General features: G+C 48.7%; 19 protein-coding genes and 1 tRNA gene. 15 read left to right on the forward strand and 5 right to left on the reverse strand.

The features are described from left to right. Positions 1-105: 105 nt before the first annotated feature. From BC343_RS10990 to BC343_RS11010, 5 genes are all read left to right on the forward strand, one after another. The gene (locus BC343_RS10990) at positions 106-675 is read left to right on the forward strand and encodes an RNA polymerase sigma factor (RefSeq protein WP_078347854.1); all 570 of its coding nucleotides are present in this window, start codon (positions 106-108) and stop codon (positions 673-675) included. Then, positions 659-1,468 carry a hypothetical protein gene (locus BC343_RS10995; protein WP_078347829.1) on the forward strand — a complete coding sequence of 270 codons (810 nt, stop codon included), beginning with the start codon at positions 659-661 and terminating at the stop codon, positions 1,466-1,468. The genes BC343_RS10990 and BC343_RS10995 overlap by 17 nt, the downstream gene beginning before the upstream one ends. A 5-nt stretch (positions 1,469-1,473) precedes the next feature. Next, complete coding sequence (locus tag BC343_RS11000) at positions 1,474-2,322, forward strand: outer membrane beta-barrel protein (RefSeq protein WP_078347830.1); 849 nt, start codon at positions 1,474-1,476, stop codon at positions 2,320-2,322. A 157-nt stretch (positions 2,323-2,479) separates the two neighbouring features. Beyond that, the gene (locus BC343_RS11005) at positions 2,480-2,890 is read left to right on the forward strand and encodes a GxxExxY protein (protein ID WP_078347831.1); all 411 of its coding nucleotides are present in this window, start codon (positions 2,480-2,482) and stop codon (positions 2,888-2,890) included. Between the two features lie 201 nt (positions 2,891-3,091). Beyond that, positions 3,092-4,090, forward strand: a complete 999-nt coding sequence (locus tag BC343_RS11010; protein WP_078347832.1) for an ABC transporter ATP-binding protein — start codon at positions 3,092-3,094, stop codon at positions 4,088-4,090. Between the two features lie 218 nt (positions 4,091-4,308). Here the strand turns inward: BC343_RS11010 and BC343_RS11015 are convergent, their stop codons facing one another. Then, on the reverse strand, positions 4,309-5,226 hold the full coding sequence (locus BC343_RS11015; protein ID WP_078347833.1) for a PfkB family carbohydrate kinase: 918 nt from the start codon (positions 5,224-5,226) through the stop codon (positions 4,309-4,311). A 323-nt stretch (positions 5,227-5,549) separates the two neighbouring features. On the opposite strand from BC343_RS11015, the gene BC343_RS11020 reads away from it, so the two are divergent. From BC343_RS11020 to BC343_RS11065, 10 genes are all read left to right on the forward strand, one after another. After that, a tRNA-Asn gene (locus tag BC343_RS11020) sits at positions 5,550-5,623 on the forward strand. Positions 5,624-5,934: 311 nt separating this feature from the next. Beyond that, positions 5,935-6,273: a helix-turn-helix domain-containing protein gene (locus tag BC343_RS11025; RefSeq protein WP_078347834.1), complete on the forward strand. Its 339-nt coding sequence runs from the start codon at positions 5,935-5,937 to the stop codon at positions 6,271-6,273. A gap of 41 nt (positions 6,274-6,314) precedes the next feature. After that, complete coding sequence (locus BC343_RS11030; protein WP_078347835.1) at positions 6,315-6,920, forward strand: ParA family protein; 606 nt, start codon at positions 6,315-6,317, stop codon at positions 6,918-6,920. Positions 6,921-7,157: 237 nt separating this feature from the next. Continuing rightward, positions 7,158-7,421, forward strand: coding sequence for a hypothetical protein (locus BC343_RS11035; protein ID WP_078347836.1), 264 nt, complete (start codon positions 7,158-7,160; stop codon positions 7,419-7,421). Positions 7,422-7,584: 163 nt separating this feature from the next. Next, a complete protein-coding gene (locus BC343_RS11040) occupies positions 7,585-7,995 on the forward strand; it encodes a plasmid mobilization protein (RefSeq protein WP_078347837.1) in 411 nt (136 codons plus the stop codon). Beyond that, positions 7,962-9,209, forward strand: a complete 1,248-nt coding sequence (locus BC343_RS11045) for a relaxase/mobilization nuclease domain-containing protein (RefSeq protein WP_078347838.1) — start codon at positions 7,962-7,964, stop codon at positions 9,207-9,209. The genes BC343_RS11040 and BC343_RS11045 overlap by 34 nt, the downstream gene beginning before the upstream one ends. 10 nt (positions 9,210-9,219) lie before the next feature. Next, a complete protein-coding gene (gene mobC, locus BC343_RS11050; protein WP_078347839.1) occupies positions 9,220-11,169 on the forward strand; it encodes a conjugal transfer protein MobC in 1,950 nt (649 codons plus the stop codon). A 228-nt stretch (positions 11,170-11,397) separates the two neighbouring features. Beyond that, complete coding sequence (locus BC343_RS11055; protein ID WP_078347840.1) at positions 11,398-14,016, forward strand: protein kinase domain-containing protein; 2,619 nt, start codon at positions 11,398-11,400, stop codon at positions 14,014-14,016. Then, complete coding sequence (locus BC343_RS11060; RefSeq protein ID WP_078347841.1) at positions 14,013-14,471, forward strand: MauE/DoxX family redox-associated membrane protein; 459 nt, start codon at positions 14,013-14,015, stop codon at positions 14,469-14,471. Before BC343_RS11055 ends, BC343_RS11060 begins: the two co-directional genes overlap by 4 nt. 51 nt (positions 14,472-14,522) lie before the next feature. Further along, entirely contained in the window at positions 14,523-14,819 is a 297-nt protein-coding gene (locus BC343_RS11065) for a hypothetical protein (protein WP_143822146.1), read from the forward strand. Between the two features lie 48 nt (positions 14,820-14,867). Here BC343_RS11065 and BC343_RS11070 read toward each other — a convergent pair whose 3' ends face one another. The 4 genes from BC343_RS11070 to BC343_RS11085 all read right to left on the reverse strand — a co-directional run bounded on the left by BC343_RS11070 (position 14,868) and on the right by BC343_RS11085 (position 22,543). After that, positions 14,868-16,319 (reverse strand): TlpA family protein disulfide reductase, encoded by a 1,452-nt coding sequence (locus tag BC343_RS11070; protein ID WP_078347843.1) that lies wholly within the window; start codon positions 16,317-16,319, stop codon positions 14,868-14,870. A 9-nt stretch (positions 16,320-16,328) separates the two neighbouring features. Continuing rightward, entirely contained in the window at positions 16,329-17,702 is a 1,374-nt protein-coding gene (locus BC343_RS11075; RefSeq protein WP_078347844.1) for a RagB/SusD family nutrient uptake outer membrane protein, read from the reverse strand. 1 nt (position 17,703) lies between these two features. Beyond that, the gene (locus BC343_RS11080) at positions 17,704-21,267 is read right to left on the reverse strand and encodes a SusC/RagA family TonB-linked outer membrane protein (protein WP_162276853.1); all 3,564 of its coding nucleotides are present in this window, start codon (positions 21,265-21,267) and stop codon (positions 17,704-17,706) included. 160 nt (positions 21,268-21,427) lie between these two features. Beyond that, positions 21,428-22,543 (reverse strand): FecR family protein, encoded by a 1,116-nt coding sequence (locus BC343_RS11085; protein WP_143822147.1) that lies wholly within the window; start codon positions 22,541-22,543, stop codon positions 21,428-21,430. Positions 22,544-22,981 lie beyond the last annotated feature (438 nt).

Below are 22,981 nucleotides of genomic sequence, written 5' to 3' on the forward strand. Positions count from 1 at the left end.
TATATTAGCAACAGCGGTTGCCGGCGCTTCTGCTTTAAAAAAATGTTAAATTATTTTACACCCCATGCAACCATCTAAGTCCAAACTTCATCTTACCTATAAATGATGCGTTTGGAACCTAAGTTTACTATTGACGAATTGGTGCACCGGTGTAAAAGCGGGCAACGTAAAGCACAGGAAATGCTTTACAAGTTGCTTGCCTCTAAAATGATGGGCGTGTGCCTGCGCTACGCTGCCGACCGTATGGAAGCCGAAGACATGCTGCAGAATGGCTTCATCAGGGTTTTCCAGAAGATAGAGGATTACAGAGGCGAGGGTTCATTTGAGGGTTGGGTGCGGCGTATTATGGTACACAGCTCGATAGAATACTACCGCAAGCATCACCGCATGATGCAGGTGGTTGATATTGACGAAGTGGGCGAGGAACCATCGGTAAATGCCGCTGCAGCGGCAAGCCTGGAGGCGAAGGACCTGTTGTTATTAATAAAAACACTTTCGCCGGGTTACCGTATGGTATTTAACCTTTACGCTATTGACGGGTACTCGCATAAAGAAATTGCCGAAATTGTGGGCATAACCGAGGGTGCCTCTAAATCGCAATTATCAAGGGCGAGGGCCATTTTGAAAGAACAGATATTGAAAGCAGAAAAGAAAAGCTATGGATATGCAGGATAAAGAATTTGATGAACTGTTCCGCTCCAAACTGGGAGAGTTGGAGATGGAACCATCGAAAGGCGTGTGGGATAACATAGCTGCCGAAGTTGTAATGGAGCGTAAAAGCCGTTCGGCCTTACCTTTTATTAGTATACCTGCCAGCGTGCTGGTTTTGGTAGGTGCAGGCTTGTTTTTTATCCCGAAGTTTAAACAGGATAATAACGACGTTAAGCATCATGTAACAGCCGGTGTAAAACATGATGTTAAATCGAAAGTTGAAGTTGCCCCTGTAAAAATTGAACAGCCGATAACCGAGCCGTCAACCCAAATAGTAGCTACAACGGTTGCTTCAAAAGCACACACCGTTAAGCAAAGCATAAAAAAACAGAACAATAGCCTACCCGTTGTGAAAGTGGAAGAAGCGCAGAACACCCAACAAATTGCGCAGGTGGCTCCCAAACCAACAGCAGTAAACGATGCGGTTATAGCAGCGGTAAAACCTGATAACACACCAGCCCCGGCTTTGATAGCAGAGAAGATAACTCCTGCCATCGATAGCGAGGTGAAATTACCTGAAGTAAATGCGCTTGTAGCCCAACAAACGCCCGCTAAAACTGTTGCATCGGCGCAGCCAAAGAAACGCCGCATCCGTAGCTTTGGCGACCTGATAAATGTGGTAGTAAGCAAGGTAGACAAACGCAAAGACAAGCTGATAGAATTTAGCAGCAAAGACGATGACGAATCGTTGGTGACCGGCATAAACCTGGGCATCATCAGAGTTAAAAAAGAAGAAGTAGTAGCAAGTAACAAGTAAACAACATGAAACCAATTATATTTTCGCTGATATTAGCTTTTGCAGCAAGCACTGTGTTTGCGCAAACCGACACCATAAAAACCCGCCACACCGATGGCGCCGATGCTGATACCATCATCATTATCAAAAGCAAAAAGGGCCGTAAACTTAAATTCGGCTTTGGTAACGATGCAACCCAGGTGAACATTAACACTACCACATCAGACACCACTTACACAGCATCAAAACAACCGGGTTTTTCGATGGGGCTTACCTTTACCCGTTTTGATATCGGTTTAACTACGCTTAACGATAATGGCAGCTTTACCCTGCAGCCGCAGAACCAGTTCTTGAACTACCGCTCGTGGCGCAGTGCCAGCGTTGGCTTTGATGTTTTGCAGATAAGCTACCGTTTTAACAGTTCGTTCAGGATATACACCTCAGGTGGTTTCGACTGGCTTACCCTGCGCCTGCGCAATAACGGCACCATACAGCGCGATGGCGATGTATTAACCTTTGTGCCCGATAATATTCAATACACTAAAAATCGCCTGCGTGCAAGCTACCTGCGTGTGCCCATCGCGTTCGATTTCCGCACCCATGACGATGCCGACGGCCGCCGCTTCCATTTTGTAGGCGGGCTGGATATGGGCCTGCTATTAGGCAGTAGCTTCACCCAGGAAAGCAAAGAGAATGGCAACCAAATGCGCACCGGCGATTACCACTTCACCAAGTTCCGCTACGGCCCATTTGTACGCATAGGCTACGGCGGTATAGGCGTATTTGCTAAATACTACGTAAACGATATGTTCGACGATAGCCCCGCCCAGAAAGGCCTGAGGCAGTTTAGCTTCGGGATGAGTGTGGGCTGGTAACAAGATTATTTATTAGCGAGATTGTTTGACAGGATTAAGGGATTTAGGGATTGGGACAGGATTTTTGTGTGGGCCTCATTGATTTTTTGGAAAGATTTGATTTAAAGGAGCTGTTCGATTTGTATTAGTTTTTGATGAATTATCTCTACTTTGATGTATGGATAAATTTGAAAACATCAACGAACTAACGCATAAAATAATTGGCTGTGCCATGGAGGTACACAAGGTTATTGGCTCGGGATTTTTGGAAGCGATCTATCAGAAGGCCTTAGGGATAGAGTTAGCGTACCAGGGATTAGCATTTGAGCGCGAAAAAGAAATGTACATCTACTATCGCAACGAGCTCATAGGCACAAGGCGTGTCGATTTCTTTGTAGAAAACTTGGTGATGCTGGAAATTAAAGCCGTTGACAAGATAGAAGATATCCATAAAAACCAAGCCATTAACTATCTCGAAGCCTATAACATAGCCGATGGCTTACTCATCAACTTCGGCTCACTCAGTTTAGAGTTCAAAAGGCTATACAACAAAAAGCTGATCAAACCCTATAAACCCAACGGTAACTAACCAACCTGAGTCCCAATCGGTGAAATCAAAAAGAATCGGTGAAATCGGTTACAAATAAAAAATCCTGCTCAAATCCATAAATCCCTTAATCCTGTCAAAACATCAAGCAAGTCAACCAGCTCTTGTTCGTGTTAATAATTTTGCTTCCTGTTAAAAACTCTTTCATACATTCCTGATATATCGTGTTTATCTTGTCCGCCTATGGCAGATGTACCTTTTTTGCATGCGGTTTCGGTGAGTAAATTGTACCCGGGTACTACGGTTTCGGGTGTGCGCGAGATAAGTTTAGAGATTACGCCCGGCAAAATAACGGCCATCATCGGCGAAAGCGGCAGCGGCAAAAGTACCCTGCTGAAAATGCTTTACGGGCTGCTATCGCCCAACGAGGGTACCGTTTACTTTAAAGGCGAACGCATTTGGGGACCGGAAGAAAAATTGATCCCCGGGCACGACGAGATGAAGATGGTTACTCAGCACACTGATGACCTTAACCTCTTTGCCCGCGTGTGGGACAACGTGGCCGCCATGCTGCCCAGCACCAACGTAAAGCTAAAAGAAGAAAAAACCGAGGCTGTGCTGAACCAACTGAACATGATGCGCCTGGCTTACAAACGGGTTGCTGACCTAAGCGGCGGCGAGAAACAACGTGTTGCCATAGCCCGTGCCATTATTACACGCCCGCAGGTTTTGTTTTTAGATGAGCCCTTTAACCAGGTAGATACCTCGTTTAGGGAGGGACTGCAGCACGATATCCGCCAGATAGTGCGCGAGAGCGGCATCACGGTAGTAATGGTATCGCACGACCCCGCCGAAGTACTCTCTATGGCCGACGAGCTGGTGGTGATACGCGATGGTGAAATAGTAGAAAGCGGTTCGCCGAAACAACTTTACCAAAGCCCCGCCAATTTATACACGGCCGAACTGCTGAGCAATTGCAACGTACTCACAGCCGAAGAAGCCAATATTTGCGGCGTAACCGCTACCAAAGAAGCCATTGTGGTTTACCCCGAATGGATAAGGCTGAACGCTGCCCCCGAAGCCCTGCACTGGACGGTGCGCGAAGTGCTCTTTAAAGGCTTTTACGAAGACCTGATACTCGAGCGCCGCGGCATCATCATCCGCGTAGTGAACGGCGAGAACGAGCGCTTTAAACCGGGAGATATGATAGGCATTAAGGTGAAAAAGTGGTTGGAGTATTGAGTTTGGGGTTCATGGTAAAAGATATCGGAGCACGGTGAGGCACCATACATGGGATAAAGGGCCTCTCGCGGTTTTATTAAGCCGAACAGCTCTTTATTTCCACCGTTTTGATGTTCGCACTAAAACTAACGCAGAGCTTTAGGGTCCATTAAATTCCTGTTAAACAAAACGGCCCGATAAAACGCATTCATCGGGCCGTTACTGTTATGTTAAGATATTTATTTTATCTCGAAAGACGACAATTGCACAAACTGCTGCACGCGGGCGGCTACTTCTTCGTCGCTAAGGTTTTTAATTTTTTCGGTGCCGAATTTTTCTACACAGAATGATGCCAGGGCAGAGCCGAAGATGATGGCATTCTTCATGTTATTGAAGTTTACGGTACCTACTTTGGCCATGTAGCCGATGAAACCACCCGCAAACGTATCGCCTGCGCCGGTTGGGTCAAATACTTCAGCCAATGGCAGGGCAGGGGCCGAGAATATTTTATCCTCGTGGAAAAGTAATGCACCGTGCTCACCTTTTTTAATGATGAGGTATTTAGGGCCCATGGCCAATATTTTGTTAGCCGCTTTCACCAACGAGTACTCGCCAGATAACTGACGCGCTTCTGCATCGTTAATGGTTAATACGTCAACCATTTTAATGGTTTCCAGCAGATCGTCTAAAGCAATGTCCATCCAGAAGTTCATGGTGTCCATTACGATCAGTTTAGGGCGGTTTTTAAGGCGTTTAATAACCGTTTGCTGTACCTGTGGGGTAAGGTTGCCCAGCATCAGGTATTCGCAGTCCTGGTAGCTATCAGGAATGATAGGGTCAAAATCGGCCAATACGTTTAGGTCGGTAACCAGCGTATCGCGGCTGTTCATGTCGTTATGGTATTTACCGCTCCAGAAGAATGATTTTTCGCCCTCTTTTATCTGCAAGCCTTCGGTATCGATCTTGTGCGCATTAAAATCGGCAATTTCTTCGGCGGGGAAATCATCGCCTACTACGGCAACAATTTTCACCTTATCATAAAAGTAAGAAGCTGCCAAACCGGCGTAGGTTGCAGCGCCACCAACAATTTTATCTGTTTTACCAAAGGGGGTCTCAATTGCGTCGAACGCCACGGTACCAATAACTAACAAACTCATGCGGAAATATTTATATTTTATTTTACTGCAAATATCGCGAAAATGAATGGATAATGAGGTATGCGCGGCGAGGGTTTTCACGTTGCAAGGCGACGGGACTTTCATGTATGATCGAAAAAGCCGATTAACGCAAGCGATAGTCTGGAATGGCTTAATTTCCTGAAAAATTAATTCCCACATAATCAGCCACTAAGTTGCCTTTGGTTAAAATATTTGAAATTTTTGCTGAAAAAATTGTGAGTTATCCGCGGAAATGCTACTTTTGCACACTCCAAACCGGAAAGCACTACAGATAAGTTCTGAAGTGCGAAAGAAAGGAAAATTCCTGAGTAGCTCAGCCGGTTAGAGCATCTGACTGTTAATCAGAGGGTCGCTGGTTCGAGCCCAGCCTCAGGAGCCTCAAAATCAATGATTTAGCCCCACTTCGGCAAGTGGGGCTTTTTTATTTGCATAAAATTTGCATACTTTTTCTGTATTTGCATACTAGCTCCTTCCTGCTGTATGATAGCGTTTAGCCCTATTTTGATACTTCAACAAAAACTGCCTTTTTTCTTTCTATCACTAAACTCATCATTTTCCGGCCATTAACAATACCTCTTTATTTACGCTTATTTTGATTTTCTGATGTCCGAGTCGGACAATCTCGGAGCGCTGAAACTTTGCAATCAGATAGTTTTGCCTTCATAAACGAACCTCAAAATAGCGCTTATGGAAATAATAACATTTGATCAGCTACCTAAGGCAGTAAGTGAACTCTTAGAAAAAGTGTCCAAGATCGAAGATATCCTTAATCACGATCAGCAAGGCGAATCGAAAGACGATAGCTTATTCTCCATAAAACAGGCCTCTGCATTTTTGAATTTGTCGATCTCTACCATTTACGGTAAGGTCTGTCGCCGGGAGATCCCGGTAAGCAAGCAAGGTAAGAAACTCTATTTTAATAAGAGCGAGTTGCTGGAATGGATCAGAGCGGGCCGAAAAAGCACGTTGGCCGAGATCGCCGATAGCGTAAAACTTGGAAATTCACGGCGTGGACAACGCCGCTGAATATTGTAACTAATCAACGTTCCTAACTTAACGTATTTATCATGGCAAAGATAATCACATTAGCACATCAGAAAGGTGGTGTAGGTAAAAGCACATTGGCTTTAAATCTCGCCCTGAGCTTTAAAGACCAGTTAAAAGTCGCATTGGTCGACGCGGACCTTCAGGGCAGTATCTATCATTTAAAAGACGATCTTCCGGGGCTGGATATTCTTGCCCCCAATCTCATCAGCGAGATCCCCAAACTGGGCCACGACCTCATTATCGTTGATACACCACCTTATCTATCGAATCGTTTAAATGAACTCTTTAGCTACTCTGATCTGGTCCTGATACCGACCAAGGCCGGATTCTTTGATGTGATGGCCGTCAGGTCAACACTCGCCCTGGTCAAATTCGCACAGGCTCAGCAACCAAGAATAAAAGCAGGGATCGTGCTGAATATGATCAAGCCAAGGTCGGGCATTACCGCCGAGGTTACAGAGTTACTTAGAAGCCTTGGTACGCCGTTATTGGCCACTAAGATCTATGACCGGGTAAGCCTCGCAAGGTCGCCCATGACCGGCGGGGTTATGGCCGGCACAGACCAGAAAGCGATCGAAGAGGTCACTTCACTGGCTGCGGAGGTCGTTGACCTGATCAGTGTATAAAACTACAAATGAACAACTCGTCAATTCTCCAAATGGAGATAACTTCAATTGCAGGACTAGGTAATTGTTCAAATACACATAGATACAATTGGAGTAATGAACAAATATTCATCGCTACAAATGGGTAAATATTCAAATGTAGATATGCCGAAATATTCAATTCGTCAAATGAACATATGCCGGATAATTCATTTCTGCATTTGAAGTAATGTCGAATCGTTCACAAGTCGATAGGTTATGAATGATTATAAAAAAAAGCTTGGCGACCTCGCAAGTAAGATCAAGGCCGACCCTCCACGGACACCGATCCAACAGGTACAACCTGTTGATCATCCGCCCGAGGAGGCCAAGGAGGCCGAGGCTCGTTTCAATAATTGGATTCCCAGGTCTTTGAAGCGGAGACTAAAAGCTTATGCCGCTCAAAACGATGTATCGTTAAAGGAGATCACTATTAAAGCATTGGAGGGTTTCTTAGAAGAAAAGGATGGTCTTTCAAAATAAGGAGCTTCGGTTTTGAAGATGATGATAAGGAATAGAACTGCTGTCTTTTCGCAGTTAGCAAGATGTACGTTTGTACCACAAACGCATCTTGCCCTTTCCCTCCAAAGTCGGTTCGGGGCCATTGGCAAACGCTCCGGAGTCGGTTTGTTTAAAACTGTTACCAATGGAAAAAGATAATGAGAACCGGTCTAAATATTTGAAGATCCGCCTTCGCCCGAGCGAGGAAGAAATACTGGACAAGCGGTATAAAAAGTCGACTTTTCAAAGCCTGAGCGAGTATGGCCGTGCCTTGTTATTGGGAAAGCCGGTCACCATTATTTACAGGGACCGGTCGATGGATGATGTATTGGAAGAACTTGTCAAGTTACGTAGAGAATTGAACTATGTCGGGAATAATCTGAACCAAGCTGTCCGTAATATCAATAGCGCACATGGCTACGCGGATAATAGATTATGGTTGGATCTCTTGAAGGTCATTAACGGAAAACTAAGCCCTTCGATAGAAAAGATCAAGGAGAGGATACATAATTATGCGGATATATGGTCGCAAAGATCGAAAGCGGGAAAAGCCTGATGGGCGCATTGATGTATAACGAGCGCAAGGTCTCTGCCGGAAAAGCACAGCTTGTGAAAGCAAGAGGTTATGCGAAAGGGACCTCCGCGTTAAGTATGCAGGACAAATTGCAAAGGTTGACGGATCTCGCAGATCGTAACCACCGGACGAAAACCAATACGGTCCATATATCCCTGAACTTCGGTATCGGCGAGAACCTGCCTCCGGATCGGTTGGCACATATCGCGGACGAATACATGGGACGCATCGGTTTCAGCGCACAGCCCTACCTGATATACGAACACAAAGATGCCGGGCATCCGCATATCCATATCGTCACTACAAATATCCAGGCGGACGGCAAACGTATCAGTCTGCATAATATCGGGAAATTGAGATCAGAGCAGGCAAGAAAAGCTATAGAAATGGAATTCGGGCTTCTCCGTGCCGGACATAACCCACCGGATCTTTCCATTAAGAGAGCAGAAAAGTTAAAGCCGTTGCAATATGGCATTTCTGATACTAAACGGGCGATCACCAATATCGTGAATGAGATCACCAAGGCCTATAAGTACACCAGCCTGCCCGAATTGAATGCTGTGCTTGCTTTGTATAACGTCACCGCCTACCGCGGAGCGAACGATTCGGTAATGCACAAGAATGGAGGATTGCAGTATTGGGCCACAAATGAGCAAGGGCAGCGGGTCGGCGTGCCTATTAAAGCAAGCAGTATCTACAAAAAGCCGACCCTTCACCTCTTGGAGCGGAGATTCAAGTTGAACGAATACTTGCGAAAGCCGTTGCGCAATAGCTTGAAATCCCGCATCGAAAATAAGCTTAGCGCCTCGTGCTCTTTGGAGCAATTGAAGGACGGCCTGAAAAACGAGAATATCATCTTAGTAGTAAGGCAGAATGCCGATGGCCGTATTTACGGTTTGAGCTTTATCGACCTTAAAGAAAAAACAGTGTTTAATGGCAGTGACCTCGGGAAAGAATATAGTGCTTCGGCCGTTATGGCCAGGTTGAAATTCCTGGCCGCCTCCGGAGAGAACCGCCCGGCGCACCGTCCTGTTGTCGCCGCAAGTGCCGAGGTAATTTCAGCAGAGCAAAATGCGGACCGGTCAAGAGGCACTGACCTGCTGCACGAACTACTCGACCCAAATGACGGAGCCAATACCGCTGGAGATTTTGGCCCTAAGCGGAAAAAGAAGAAACGTAAAAAGTTGAACCTATAACAGCAAGATCATGCAAACCGGAGAAAATGAACAAGCGCTCAGGAAGATCATCGATTTTACAAGGTCCCTGGCCATCATCGTATTGGTCCTACACTTTTATTTTAACTGTTACCTCGCCTTTAGTGATTTGGGGTTGACCTACCAGGTGGTCGACAGAATATTAGGTACCATCGGTCGTTTAGGGATCTTTAAGAGTTCTCTGGCCGCGAAAACTTCTTCCGCAGCATTACTGCTCATCTCGCTAATTGGAACAAAGGGCAAGAAAACGGAGGGCCTTAAATGGCCGTCGGCTTGGGTTAAAACCTTGGCCGGGATCGTCCTCTATTATGGAAGTTCGCTGATCGACCGGACGCATCTGGGGCCACTTACTGCGGCATGGGCCTACATACTGATGACCACGACAGGCTTCCTGTTATTCCTTGCCGGTACCAGTATGATGTACAGGATCATCGATGTTAACCTGGCCAAAGACATCTTCAATACAGAAAACGAATCATTCCCCCAGGAAGAGCGCTGGTTAGAGAACGAATACTCGATCAATCTGCCTGCAAAATACCGCTTTAAAGGTAAACTCCGCGGCAGTTGGATCAATGTGGTCAATCCGTTCCGCGGGTCATTGGTCATGGGTACGCCGGGAGCAGGTAAATCCTATTTCGTGATCCGCCATATCATAACCCAACATATCAAAAAAGGATTTGCCATGTTCCTCTACGACTTTAAATACGATGACCTCACCAGGATCGCGTACAATACCTTGCTGAACCATAACAAAGGGTACAAGGTCAAGCCAAAATTCTATGTCATTAATTTTGAGGACCTGAACCGATCGCACCGGTGTAATCCATTGGACCCGGCCAATATGAATGACATCACAGATGCCATGGAATCTTCACGTACCTTTATGCTGGGTTTGAACCGGGAATGGATTAAAAAGCAGGGCGATTTCTTTGTAGAATCCCCGATCAATTTCCTGACAGCGCTGATCTGGTTCCTACGAAAGTATGAGAACGGAAAGTACTGCACACTTCCTCATGCGATCGAATTGGCACAGGTAGAGTACGAAAGCCTTTTTCCGCTTTTAAAAAAAGAGCCGGAGATAGAAGTACTGATCAACCCATTTATTTCTGCCTGGCAAAATGAAGCGTATGATCAATTGGAAGGCCAGATCGCTAGTGCCAAGATCAGTATGGCCAGGCTGGTCTCACCATCTCTTTATTACGTGCTCTCCGGGAACGACTTTTCTCTGGACCTGAATGACCCAGCGGATCCCAAGATCATTTGTATGGGTAACGACCCGATGAAACAGCAAGTTTACGGCGCGGTCCTTAGCTTGTATATTTCTCGTACGATCAAGCTTGTCAATCAAAAAAACAAGCTAAAGTGCAATCTGATCTTTGATGAGTTCCCGACCATCTACTTCAATAATATCGATAGCCTCATCGCTACCGCCCGATCAAATAAAGTAGCGACCACGCTGGCCGTGCAAGACCAAAGCCAGCTAAAAAAGGACTACGGCCGTGAACAGGCAGAGGTCATCATGAATATCGTCGGCAATATCATTTCGGGGCAGGTCAGCGGCGATACCGCTAAGCAATTAAGCGAACGGTTCGGCAAGATCGTGCAGGAGCGCCGCAGCCTTACGATCAATAGCCAGGATACCTCTGTGGGCAGGTCGACCCAATTAGATTTTGCTGTACCTGCTTCTAAGATCGCGACGCTTTCATCCGGGGAGTTCGTGGGGCTTGTTGCCGACGACCCCGGCGACAAGATCGATCTGAAGGTCTTTCATAACCAGGTCATCAATGACCACGATGCCATCAAAAGTGAAGAGGCTGCATATAAGGAGCTTCCCGCGATAAGGAAAATAGACGGAGACATGATCATGTCCAATTATTTAAGCATCAAAAGCGACATCGGCCTGATCCTTGCGAAAGAGCTGCGAACGGAAGAAGGCCAATGATCTACAACCAGGGGTGGTAAAAGGTGGTGGGGTTTTTACCCTTTTTGATAGCTAACGGCCGCTTTCTACAAGCAGCTGTAGTTCTAAAGATCATTAGGTTATATGATCGTTGATGCGTAGTAAACCGTTCCGGCGTACAACTATTTTACAACTGTTCCGGCCTGATCTATTGGCGTTACTTTACAATACCGGCCTGCTCAATGGCAGAACGCATAATAAAGTGCCCCAATGAAACCCGTAGAAGAGTATAGTTCAGACCTAAATGCAACGGTTGCTTTCACAAAAAGTATCGGGCCGGCTGCCAGCTATTCAGCATACATAGCGCCCTACGTCCTGCCTATCGCGGCCGTTCCTCCTTATATCTTCTTTGGTGGCCGGACAGACAAAGCCGGATGGTTGATACATATTTCGGTCGTCAGGCAACAGATGGCAGCGTTGCTCGACAAGCTATTGAGATACCTGATCGCAACGAATTTGCCTGTATCGATACCCACTGACCTCGAACAGCATTCCAGGATACTTGATGGCCGGTCCGGCCTTTCCAACGTTGCGAAAGTCCTGAATATCCATATCGTGGATGAGCCTGCATTCTGCAAAATATTGGCCGATCTCGTCGAAATGGTTACTGGCTTTAAAGGCCCAGCAATTTATGACACGATCTCAACTGGTACGCAGGTCTATATCTCCTGGGGGAGATTGCCGGATGGGCACCCGGAGCCGGCGAGCTTGGATGAGCGGCCAGGACATCTACCTGAGATCCGCGGCCTGCTAAAAAAGATAAGGTCAGCGACCTGTCATATGCCAGAGTTGCGGGCAAAGTTGCGTGCCTGTCAAAAAAGGCCCCGCAGGCTTTTGGGCCTGAAGTATGTCCCGTTACAGACCTTAAAAGCCGACCCCAAAGGTGCGGTACTGAAATGCATCAGGCTTAACAGGCTGTACAATATCGATTGGTGTATCATCAAACAGGCTGAGCGATACCAAAGTTTCGATGATGCCGGAAGGGATATCCGCGACCGTTTGACCTGGCAATACCGCTTACATCAAGAACTGGCCGGGAAGATAAACATTCCGAAAGCCTATGAATTGTTTTCTATCGGCGAACATATGGCGCTTTCCCTGCAACATATCACCGGGCAGCCGATGGCGGAGTATTTTAACGGCTTGTTGAACGGCGAGGCCTACGAGCATACAACCTTTGAAAACCGTGATAAGGTTCTGGAAGCCCTGATCAACGCTATTCGAATGATCGGTGACCTGCATCGCTATGGTTATGTTCACCGGGACATTAATCCGGAGAATTTTATGGTCACGGAGCAGCACGAAGTTTACCTCCTGGATCTCGAACTATGCTATTCATTAAAAAATGAACTCCCCGATCCCCCCTTTGCATTAGGGACAATTGGCTACATGTCACCGCAGCGAACGGCCATCGCCTTACCGGTTATTTCAGACGATATTTACGCCATCGGGGCATGCCTGATACGTGCATTTACAGGAACGTCCCCGGTAAGGTTCAATACCAGTGAACACGGTATGCTGGCGAAGCAATTAGGTTACTTTATAGCCGACCAAAGCCTCTCTCGGCTGATCGGCGCATGCCTCCACCCCGATCCGTCATATAGGCCTCACATAACCGATATCCTCCATTTCCTGAAAGCCAAAAGATCGCTCCCGCATTTGCCGCCGGAAGTACCCGCCATGGTAGGCCGGGATCTTTTAACAGGGGCGATCAGGGCCGGTGCCGCCACATTCCTGTCTTCCTATTTTACGGATGAGAACAAATGCTGGTATCCCAATGGCGGTGTCATCCCAAGTCCCGTGCATGTTTGCTTTCGTGTTTTGGCCAAGGCGGCCAGTCTTGATATAGAATTGCTGGGGGACCAGGAAGTGTTCGATAGCAACCTCAAGATCCTCGATGGGGCTCTACCAACCATCGAACATCAACCAAGCTTATCAGCGATGGATCAGGCCCTGGTAAATTGGATCACCTGGTTGGAACTGGAAAAAGCCGGCTTGGCCCGGATCGACCGCGCATTAACACCTAAGCCCGAAGGCACCGGGCCAGTGTCCGAAATATCGAAGTACGAAAGCGTTTCCGAGCTTTTGCGTCATGGACAATATATCATGGGCTATCTTGATCTCGCGCCATCCGTATTTCTGGAGAACAGGCTACGGGAGGTCATTGATACTTTGATCCGATCGCAGGATGCGGGTGGGAATTGGAAAATGGCTACAGGGGATGGATCGTTACCTTTCGGCCAGTCAGATGGCATAGCAGGTATCATCACTCTACTGATAAGATATGTTACGCGCTTCGGCCATGAAAATGCCGATACCGCGATCGCTAGCGGATTAGGCTACCTGGTGCAAAACCGCATCGATGCCAATGGATATTTGACATGGCCCGTAGCTAAGGATAAAGGCCTGATCGATCCCTGGATGGGTGCAGGTTTTACCGGGATCGCCTATGTATTCATTCTTGGATATGAACGCTACGGGGCAGAAAGCTACAAGCTGGCAGCGACCGGGGCTTTGGCCCTCCATCCCGAATATATCTCGAACGGTTCCATGGGAATGCAGGACGGGCTCACGGGCCTCGCCGGAGTTTACTTTGAAGCTTCGCGGGTCTTTCAGGACGTTCAATGGGAACGAAGGGCCCATCATATCGTTCAGGTGATCCTCCATACCGGCCGTGAGATCAATGGCTACCGGTTCTGGCCGGAAGAAGATAATGTCCCGATATCTATCCGTTCGCTTACTACGCATGCGGCCATCGTGTGTTGTCTGTTGAAATGCTTATCACCGGAGAAGGTCAGCTTCCCCTTTTTATATGAGTTACATATATGAAAAAGACAGCTATTTACGGAACAGCTACGGCCCTGCTGATCGTCTTACTGATGTATACAGGGGTCAGCAAATTGGCCGATCTCAGCCAATTCCAAAGATCGATCCATCTGCAACACTTTCCGCTTTGGCTGGAGCAGGTATTGGTTTTTATGCTTCCGGCCTCTGAAGTGATCGTTTCCCTGATGATGGTCTTCGAACGGTCCCGCTATCTGGCCCTTTGGCTTTCCTTGCTGATGCTTTGCTTATTCACGGTCTATGTTCTGGCGGTGATGTTACATGTTTTGAGCAGAACGCCCTGCCCGTGTGGCGGCGCGATAGCCACTTTAACATGGCCGCAGCACCTCTTATTCAACTTGTTGTTCATCGGGATCAATTTAGTGGCGGTAAGTCTTTCCGGGCACACCGGCAGAGCTTCCCTTAACGGACCTGAAAATGATATTTCACGCGCGAAATAAGGTGAATGCCGCTACCTGTAAACGCGGCGCAATTCAAAAAAAGTACCTTTTATGAAAAAGATCAGAATGGGCCTATTGGCCCTTGCCGCTATCGCCGGAGCAGGAAGTGCATTTGCGATCAATCATCCTAAACCACGCGTTGGCGCGTTGTACTATGCTAAATTGATCGCACCGGGACAGTCGGTTTGGACGACCACTCAGCCAGATGCGGACTGTACCCGTACCAGTGCGCTGGCCTGCACCATCACTTCGACCAGCAGTGGTGTTACTTCTTTGCCGGCCAACACGTTCCCTGCCCAGAAGACCATCGTTCATGGTAATGGCCTGGCAAGGGTAGCGAACCCTTAATTTCTATCCGCAAAAAAAGAACGCTGCCCGAAATGAGCAGCGTTCTTTTTATCGGGCAAGTTGTCCTTTAATGATCTCGATGATCCTCTTACCATTGTCCCGTCTTGCAGCCGCCGGTTCCGGCAGGTCGACAAATCGCCCTTGTTTGTCGAACAGGATGATCGTAGGGGCTCCGGTGATATCGAAATATTTTGTAATAGGGTGTTCGATACCCAATCCTTCCGTATACAGATCGACCTCTCCGGCCGTCGTATAAGCACCAGACCTCGCATTCTTCAACCAGATGGCCTTGGAACGATCAATGCTGATACTTAAATAGACGACCGGTTCACCTGCTAGCTTGGCCATTACATTTTTGATGACCGGCGGCATGTGGAGGCAGGACCCGCAGCCCGTGAACCAAAAGTCCAGGAACAATATCTTGCCTTTGTAGGCTGACAGGGGGATCTTATTGCCTTTTTTGTCGGTGAGGCTGAATTGATAGATAACATCGCGGTCCTTCCTTACTTTCAGTAGTGCTTCGAGGCCATCCCTGAAATCACGGTTCTCAAAATAGGTCAGCGCGTCCTTACATAGTCCTGCGATATCTGTTTCCTGCCGCTTGTTATTATAGATCAGCTCCATAATGACCCTTTCCCTAAGGTAGCCGTCATAATTCGATTTGAAGTAATGATAACATTTGGCAAGATCGAAGGCCTTGTTCGCAAGGACGACAGAGTCCAGCTGGTATTCCGCGAGAAGCCCGAAGGGATAGCTTGCAGAATAACCCATCACAGGTTCGTCATTAAGCCGGGCCGTATCCAATGATACCCTATTTTGTTGCCGGTAAGTGCTGATACTATCCTTCATCCATTCGCTCCTTTTCAGCGCGTTGAACAAAATATTGAACCTGCTTAGGTAGTTCCCGGTAACTTCCGCTTGCAATAGGGACCTCATTTCCGGGCTGATCAGGTCCCGGCTCTTTTTGACGAGGGCGACCTGCTCGAGAAATAAGGTGTCCCTGCTATCGAGATAAGCTTTGATCTTGCCATGATCGTTATAGGAACCGGGAGATCCGTAACGGGATGCGAGCTTGTTCAGTTCATCGATCAGTTGGATCTTTTCATACCCATGCCCGGAGCATTCGATGTGCCCGTTCGTTTCCCGGATCAGGATATCGTCGCCATTCTCCAAAAAATAAAAACTGGTCTGCAGGTTAAATAAACCCGGGCCATATTTGACCGCAGCGGGCTCTTTGCTGTCCAGCCGTATCTGGAATCTCATCGGATGATCGAATACAGGGATCTTGAATTGCGCGCTCTTCCCTTTCAGCGCCGCGGTATAAACCGCCTCTGTTCTGTCAGAGCGGGTGCTGAGCTGTCCATATCTTTCAGCGACGATAGAGATACTGTCACTGTTCGTTAAACTGGATAACTGCAATACGACCTTGGCTGATCGTTCCTGGGCCATTGTCAATGAGTTTATCATCAATAGGATAGCCATTAATATATTTGTTTTCATTGCTGTGGCCTATCTGGGGTTTTGAGGTATACCGCTATATGTGATCTCTATGTCGGGTATCGGCCAGGCGTAGCGCAGGTCTCCCGGCATCAGTTCGAACCGGGTACCGTTCAGCACGCGCGCCGGCGTAACGGCCGTACGGGCATCCTGGTTCAACCTGCGGAGGTCGGCCCATCGGAGGCCACGGAAGAGGAGTTCTTTCCTGCGCTCCTTTAAGACCTGCATCAATGCGTCCTCCGGCGAACTTGCGGAAAAATCAACGAACGTACCGGGTTTCCATCTCGTGGCCAGCAGGGTGTTAAGGTCTTTCATAGCCGCGGCCGTATTGCCAAGCCTCGCGCTGCATTCTGCCCTGGTCAGCAGTAATTCATCGGTGGCAAGGCCTGTGTACGGCTGGCGCTTGGGGTCATAGGTCCCGCGAAAATAGGGGCTGTTATTGCGGATCACAAAGAAGGCCGTTTTTCGCAGGTCATTGTCTGCGTAGGAACGATACAATAGGGTATCGGCGATGGCGACCGAGTTGATGGACGTGAGCGAGGTCACCGCGATAACGGAATGAAAGATATCCTCATTGAGATAGGCCGTGCTGATCGCACGTGTGCCCGGCCGCAGGGTGCTGTAATCCGTAAGGGTAGAATAAAGGGACAGCGCCTTATCGGCAGCTTCATAGGCCTTTTGATGTTCACCCATCGTAAGATAGATCCTGGCGAGCATTCCGTACGCTGCCGGTTGCGATGGTTGCGTTTTGTATGCGCTCGATACCGGTAATAACCCGGCCGCCTCCACCAGGTCGGTTATCGCCTGCGCATAACCATCCTTGACCGAAGAGCGGACGGACCTGATATTGATATCAGCATTGAGCCGTATCGGTATCCCGGGGGTACTTGCCGCCGTTACCGGGGCGTAAGGCAATGAAAAGATATTAAGCAGGTCGTAGAACGCCTTTCCCCGGAAGAACAAGGCATCGCCTTTGATCTCGCGAGCCTGGGCTGCCTGGGCATCCTGAACGGTCATTTTCGCCAAAAACTCCAGTACTGTATTGCAATAATAGACTTGGGTATATTTCAGTGACCAGTCAGGAACGTCCTGTCCGGGGTCGTAGACCATTTTTGCCCAGGTGTAGGCATTCCTGTCTATATTCGATGACAGGCCGTCGAGTACCGTTTTGGTGGTATATTGATCGTCACAACCGACCTGGCCGAGCGCGGGGTCCGCCATATTGAAAGCGCGCTCATCATGCATCATATTCGCGAGATCAGCCAGTGAGGATGGGACGAACAACTGCTGATCGGTCTTCGCGTCTAGAAATGCCTTTTCTTTCCGGCAACCGGTCATCAGCCACAACAGGAGTACCGCGAGGGTCAAGTATTTGATCGTTTTCATATTAGGGTGTTATTTTTAATCCAAGTGAAAGTGTTTTGGGAGCGGGAAAAGCCGTCAAGGCGGAACCGACCAGCAGGTCCGGGTCGAGGCCGTGGTGGTTGGCACGCCAAAGTATCCCGATATTGTTCGCATAAGCATACAGCTGCAAATGGCGGAATGGCAACTTATTGAACACCGCCTTATCCCAGTCATAGCTGAATGTGATGTCCTGAAGCCTGATATGGTCCCCTTTTTCGATGAGCGCCGAGGAAAGCGCATAAAAAGCATCCCGGTTATTATCGTATGGCGGCAATTGCAGGGAAGGGATGTCGGTGTGGGCCTCATCGCCCGGTTTTTGCCACCTGTTCAGGTAGTCTTTGTGCCCGGTCCAGGGCAGGCTGCTGGACGAGTAGGAACTACGCCTGAAATAATAATCGAATTTATAGACGATGTTCGCTGAGAGGGAGAAGCCTTTGTAATAGAAGGAGTTCCGAAGGCTCCCGAAATAACGGGGCCTGGAGGACCCCTTATTGTCCATTTGTTCGATCCCGGTCTCTGCCATGAGCTTGGCCAGGTCGCCGCTGACCGTTCCGTCCGCTAAATATCCCCTCGGGTTGCCGTTCTGCGGATCCAGCCCGGCCCATTTGTAACTATACAAGGCATACAGGTCCTTACCTTCCAGCGGGTAGATACTGCTGGCATTACTCAATCCGATATAACTGGCGCTTGTCATTGTCGCGTGGTAACGGGTTACGATATCCGAAGCGTGGCTCAGTAACAGGTTGGTGGTCCAGTTGAATTTGACGCCTTTGATATTATAGCTATTGATGACCAGGTCGAACCCTTTACCCTTGATATCTGCGGTATTGCCGAAAAAGGTCCCGATGCCTGTGGACGGTGCCAGCGGTGAGTATCCGAAGAGATCGCTTCCCTTCTTAAAGTAGTATTCGAAGCTTCCGGTGAGCAGGTTGTCGAACAGGCCAAAGTCCGCCCCAAGATTGATCATCCGGACCCTTTCCCAGCGCAGTTCAGGGTTGCCGGGATTGATGATCCTCGAGTATGGGATCGCGGAGAACCCGTTCAGTATCGGGTCGAACTGCCGGATCGTGGTAACGGCAGTAGCTCCCGTATTGATGTTGCCATTGTAACCGAACGTTGCCCTTAACTTAAGGTAGGGCAACCAGCCCGCTTTATAGAATGGTTCACGGCCCACGTTCCACGACAGGCCACCGGAATACAATGGGACCGCTTTTTGATTGGTATTGACACCAAAAAGGTTCGATTTATCGATCCTTGCGCTGGCCGAGGCCGTGTACCTGTTCCTGAAGGTATAGGCAGCGTTCGAATAATACGAAATGAATCGGTTGGTCAGTTTTCCGAAACCAAGCGTGGTCGGTATCCTGTCCGCGTTCCCGTTCAATAGGTTAAAATAGGTCGTATAGTCGACATTTCCATTACTGCTGACATTGTTCCGGTCGTAACCATAAACGGTATTCGTGCTGTTCCCGGTCACCGTACTGCTGACCTCGGCACCGGCTATGGCCGTCAATTCATGGATGTCGCCGAATTTGCCGCTGTAGTCGAGCTGCGCCCTTACCCTGTTCGAGGTCAGGGTCGAGTTCGACATTTGCAGTATCCCACCCATCGGTATCGGGTAGGCCGGTTGGGCACCTGGGATGAGCTGTGTATAGGCATTAATGAGGTTCCTGGCAAAGTAGCTGTCAGAATTGTGGTACTGGCTGTTGGCGATCGTTGAACCCTGGTATTGATAATTCACCTGCGCGCTGATGGCCAGCGGAAAAGTATATTTAAGGCCGAGGTTGATCCGGTCATCGGTCTGCTTGCCGGTGTTGTCATTGTTATGCAGTTCATTTAAGGGCCGGTAGGCCCAGTCCAGTAATTTGCCGTTCCCGACGGTATCGGTAAAGGAGGCCGCATAGTTCTTAACCACCGGCAGGGCATTACCGTTCGCGTCCGCCAAACGGGCATACGGGTAGGTCTTGATATTTCCGCCTGTGCGGATATCCTCGACCGGGCTGTTCGCCGCTGAATTCGACTGCGTATAGTTCAAGCCTGCCGAGATCTGAAGCGCCGGAATGGGGTAAAGCTCATATTTAGCGTTCACGGTTGCCCGTTGGTTCTTATTCCCGGTACGGTGAGCCAGGAAATTATCGTAGCCGAGCCCTAAAAAGAGTGTGCTTTTGTCGCCTCCGCCCCTGATATTCAGCGCATATTGCTGGGCCACCGACCTCCGGTAGAAATATCGTGCAAGGTCCTTGCGGACATCATTACCGCGAAGTCCGTTCAATTCTTCATCGAGCATCGACGCGGATATTTTGCCGGAACGCTGATCCGCCAGTAGCTGGACCACCGGGGATACTGCCGGATGCGACGGGCTATTGAGGCTGGCATCGTAATACCCAAGGCCGAACAATTGTTTTTCAAGCGCGATGAATTCCTCCGATGGCAGGAAACCCGGATTATAACCCAGGTCCGGTTTCGTACTTACCGTGATATTGGAATTGAGGTCGATGTTCAGCGATTGGTTACGTTTCCCTTTCTTGGTCGTGATGACGATCACCCCATTCCCGGAACGTACGCCCCATATCGACGCGGCAGCGGCATCTTTAAGAACGGTCACGTTCTCGACGATATTCGGATTGATGTTATTAAGGTCTCCGTCGTATGGGAATCCGTCGATGACGATCAGTGGCTGGTTGCCCGCAAACAAGGTGCTGGTGCCGCGGATGCTAATGTCAGCGGACCCGCTCGCAGCATTCACGGTGTTCTTGTTGAAGGCCAGGCCGGGTACGACACCCTCCAACCTCCCGAGCAGGTCCGCGCCTGTCCTTCGGTTGTACAATTGATCGTCTACCTGGGCAAATGAACCGGTCGCCCTTTCTTTGGGTAAGGTCTGGTACCCCGTCGAAACGATATTCACCTCATTCATCTGTGAGCGGGCAATATGCAGTACATAGTTCCTGGCCCGGGTTCCATCTGAGGCCTTTATGGTCAAGGGGGAATAGCCGATGTAGGAGATCGTGATGATATCATCCGGTTCGGCCTCGATGCTAAAGCGGCCATCCTGATCACTTATGGCCGTCCTGAACTTCCCGTTGATACTGATGCTCGCTCCGCGCAGAGCCACACCGGCGGTATCGACGACCCGTCCGGAAACGGTCACCGGGGTTTCGATCGGCCGGGCGGATGAGGCACTCGGCTTTTGTTGTTTTTTGGAAACGACCACGGTCTTGTCCTGGATAACGAAACTCAGGGGCTGGGCCGCAAAGATCATATCCAGTACAACCTCGATCTCTTCGTTCTGAACCGAAAGCGTTACGGGTTTTGCGCGCTTGAGGTCTTCTGTCGAAACGACGAAGTCATAGCCGGTCTGGTCATTTATCTTTTCCAGGACCCTGCTCAGGGGAGCGGCCTTTTCAGATAAGGTCACCCTGCCGTTGAACGGGGCGCTGTATCCGCGCAAGGCGATAGCGAGCATCAGGCCCATGGTCAGGCCTACGGCCTTTAGGATATTATAGGCACGGCGAGGTGGCCGCACCAATGTTTTTGGGTAAAAAGTGTACATTTGATGGAGCATGGTTTATGCGTCGCGCCTGTTCATTTTCTAAGATGTGTGGGGCGCTTCGCGGTATCGTTTAATTAATTAAAGGGTATAGCTAGCTTAAAGCCAGGTCACCGACTCCTATCGGTTCCCTGGCTTTTCATTAACTAACTGATCTGTGCTTCTACTGCATTACGGTGATCCTCCTTCCTTCCTGTTTGAAATGAACAGATCCTGTTGCCTCCAGTGCCTGGAGCACCTGGCTTAATTCCTTGCTGCGCGATATCCTGCCATTCAGGCCATGTTGGGGGGCATTTGCGTTGTAGATGACCTCGATGTCATACCAGCGGGCCACCTGCCGCATGATCTCGCGGATGTTCTCGTCGTGGAAATGAAAAGAACCTTTCGTCCAGGCGAGTATATCATCGGTGTCTGCCTGATCTACAGTGATATTTCCGTTCGTTAGTATCGCCTGGTGTCCCGGTGATATTGTTCGTGAGTTACCGGAAACGGTGGTGACCTTGACACTGCCTTCGGCCAGTGTCGTTCTGGTATCGGGTTCATCGGGATAGGCATTCACATTGAAGTGCGTGCCCAACACCTCGATCTGCTGTCCTGCGGTTTTGACAATAAATGGGTGGTTCCTGTCTTTAGCTACCTCAAAGTAGGCTTCGCCTTTAAGGTAGACCTCCCGGTATCTACCATTGATCAGGTTCGCCCGGTACTGTAATGACGAGGCGGAATTGATCCGCACCGTGGTGCCGTCGGGTAACTTGACCTGCCACTGTCCGCCCTTTGGCGTGGCGATGGCATTCATGCCCGTTGTGGTGGGTTCGTCCGTTCCGTGGATGCTCTTATAGATGATCAGGCCATTGGCCGCCTTTGTGATAGCGAACCCTTGCTGCCGTACGATATTCCCGTTGGAAGCCGTGTCGAGGCCGATCTGCTGCCCATTGGCCAGGGTAAGTAGCGCCGTGTTCTTTCCCGGGAGGATCTTCGGCGTATTCGACATCTTTAGTTCTTCAGAAGCAGAAAAGAAAATGTTCAGCGCGATCGTAATGGCGATACCGATAGCGGCCGCGGCGGCTGCGAGTTGTAGCCCTATTTTGATAAAGGCATGCTCATTGCCGGGCAATTCCCGGAATATCCGTTCGCCGATCGCCTTGATCTTTTTTGATGAGATATCAAGCCCTTGTTCGTTGTACTGGAGATACCACGCTTCCAAAAGCGCTTTTTCTTCCTCGGTACATGTGCCTGCCTTGTATTTTTTAAATAGTTCTCTTAAGTGTTCCTTTTCCATATTCAAGCTCCTTTTACGGCCGATATGGAACAAGACGGGGATCTTTTAGAAATAGGAAGAAGCTTTCGAAAAAAGTGTAGGGCTATAGCATCAGGAAGCATTTCTTTTTCACTTTTGTGGTTTCTTACCAAGTAAAAATCTGTCCCGAACAACACCCGGGTTCCAAGCTTCTTTTGTTTTAGGGGCGTTTTCAGAAAATACTCGATAGGACTTCATGACTGATCAAATATTTCCGAACGAAAGACATGGAAGTTCTTGATATTGTGGTGAAAATATATTTATTTGGCTTTACACTTTGAGACCTAAGCCTGTCAGTATTATCAACAATGATCCTGATCAACTTACTATCCGAAGAGATTGATATAGCGGCTTTGTCAATAAAGCCGAAAGCGTCGCAGTAATTATTAATATTGAATAACGGATAACTGATTATTATCA

The sequence above is a fragment of the Mucilaginibacter pedocola genome, assembly GCF_002013915.1.
In the GTDB taxonomy this organism is placed as follows: Bacteria; Bacteroidota; Bacteroidia; order Sphingobacteriales; family Sphingobacteriaceae; genus Mucilaginibacter; species Mucilaginibacter pedocola.

Coding starts and splice junctions, on each gene's coding strand:
- BC343_RS11085 (WP_143822147.1), bottom strand. CDS start 22,543: ATGGAAAAGGAACACTTAAGAGAACTATTTAAAAAATACAAGGCAGGC.
- BC343_RS11010 (WP_078347832.1), top strand. CDS start 3,092: ATGGCAGATGTACCTTTTTTGCATGCGGTTTCGGTGAGTAAATTGTAC.
- BC343_RS11040 (WP_078347837.1), top strand. CDS start 7,585: ATGGAAAAAGATAATGAGAACCGGTCTAAATATTTGAAGATCCGCCTT.
- BC343_RS11080 (WP_162276853.1), bottom strand. CDS start 21,267: ATGTACACTTTTTACCCAAAAACATTGGTGCGGCCACCTCGCCGTGCC.
- BC343_RS11060 (WP_078347841.1), top strand. CDS start 14,013: ATGAAAAAGACAGCTATTTACGGAACAGCTACGGCCCTGCTGATCGTC.
- BC343_RS10995 (WP_078347829.1), top strand. CDS start 659: ATGGATATGCAGGATAAAGAATTTGATGAACTGTTCCGCTCCAAACTG.
- BC343_RS11055 (WP_078347840.1), top strand. CDS start 11,398: ATGAAACCCGTAGAAGAGTATAGTTCAGACCTAAATGCAACGGTTGCT.
- BC343_RS11045 (WP_078347838.1), top strand. CDS start 7,962: ATGGTCGCAAAGATCGAAAGCGGGAAAAGCCTGATGGGCGCATTGATG.
- BC343_RS11000 (WP_078347830.1), top strand. CDS start 1,474: ATGAAACCAATTATATTTTCGCTGATATTAGCTTTTGCAGCAAGCACT.
- BC343_RS11005 (WP_078347831.1), top strand. CDS start 2,480: ATGGATAAATTTGAAAACATCAACGAACTAACGCATAAAATAATTGGC.
- mobC (WP_078347839.1), top strand. CDS start 9,220: ATGCAAACCGGAGAAAATGAACAAGCGCTCAGGAAGATCATCGATTTT.
- BC343_RS11015 (WP_078347833.1), bottom strand. CDS start 5,226: ATGAGTTTGTTAGTTATTGGTACCGTGGCGTTCGACGCAATTGAGACC.
- BC343_RS11035 (WP_078347836.1), top strand. CDS start 7,158: ATGAATGATTATAAAAAAAAGCTTGGCGACCTCGCAAGTAAGATCAAG.
- BC343_RS10990 (WP_078347854.1), top strand. CDS start 106: ATGCGTTTGGAACCTAAGTTTACTATTGACGAATTGGTGCACCGGTGT.
- BC343_RS11025 (WP_078347834.1), top strand. CDS start 5,935: ATGGAAATAATAACATTTGATCAGCTACCTAAGGCAGTAAGTGAACTC.
- BC343_RS11070 (WP_078347843.1), bottom strand. CDS start 16,319: ATGAAAACAAATATATTAATGGCTATCCTATTGATGATAAACTCATTG.
- BC343_RS11065 (WP_143822146.1), top strand. CDS start 14,523: ATGAAAAAGATCAGAATGGGCCTATTGGCCCTTGCCGCTATCGCCGGA.
- BC343_RS11030 (WP_078347835.1), top strand. CDS start 6,315: ATGGCAAAGATAATCACATTAGCACATCAGAAAGGTGGTGTAGGTAAA.
- BC343_RS11075 (WP_078347844.1), bottom strand. CDS start 17,702: ATGAAAACGATCAAATACTTGACCCTCGCGGTACTCCTGTTGTGGCTG.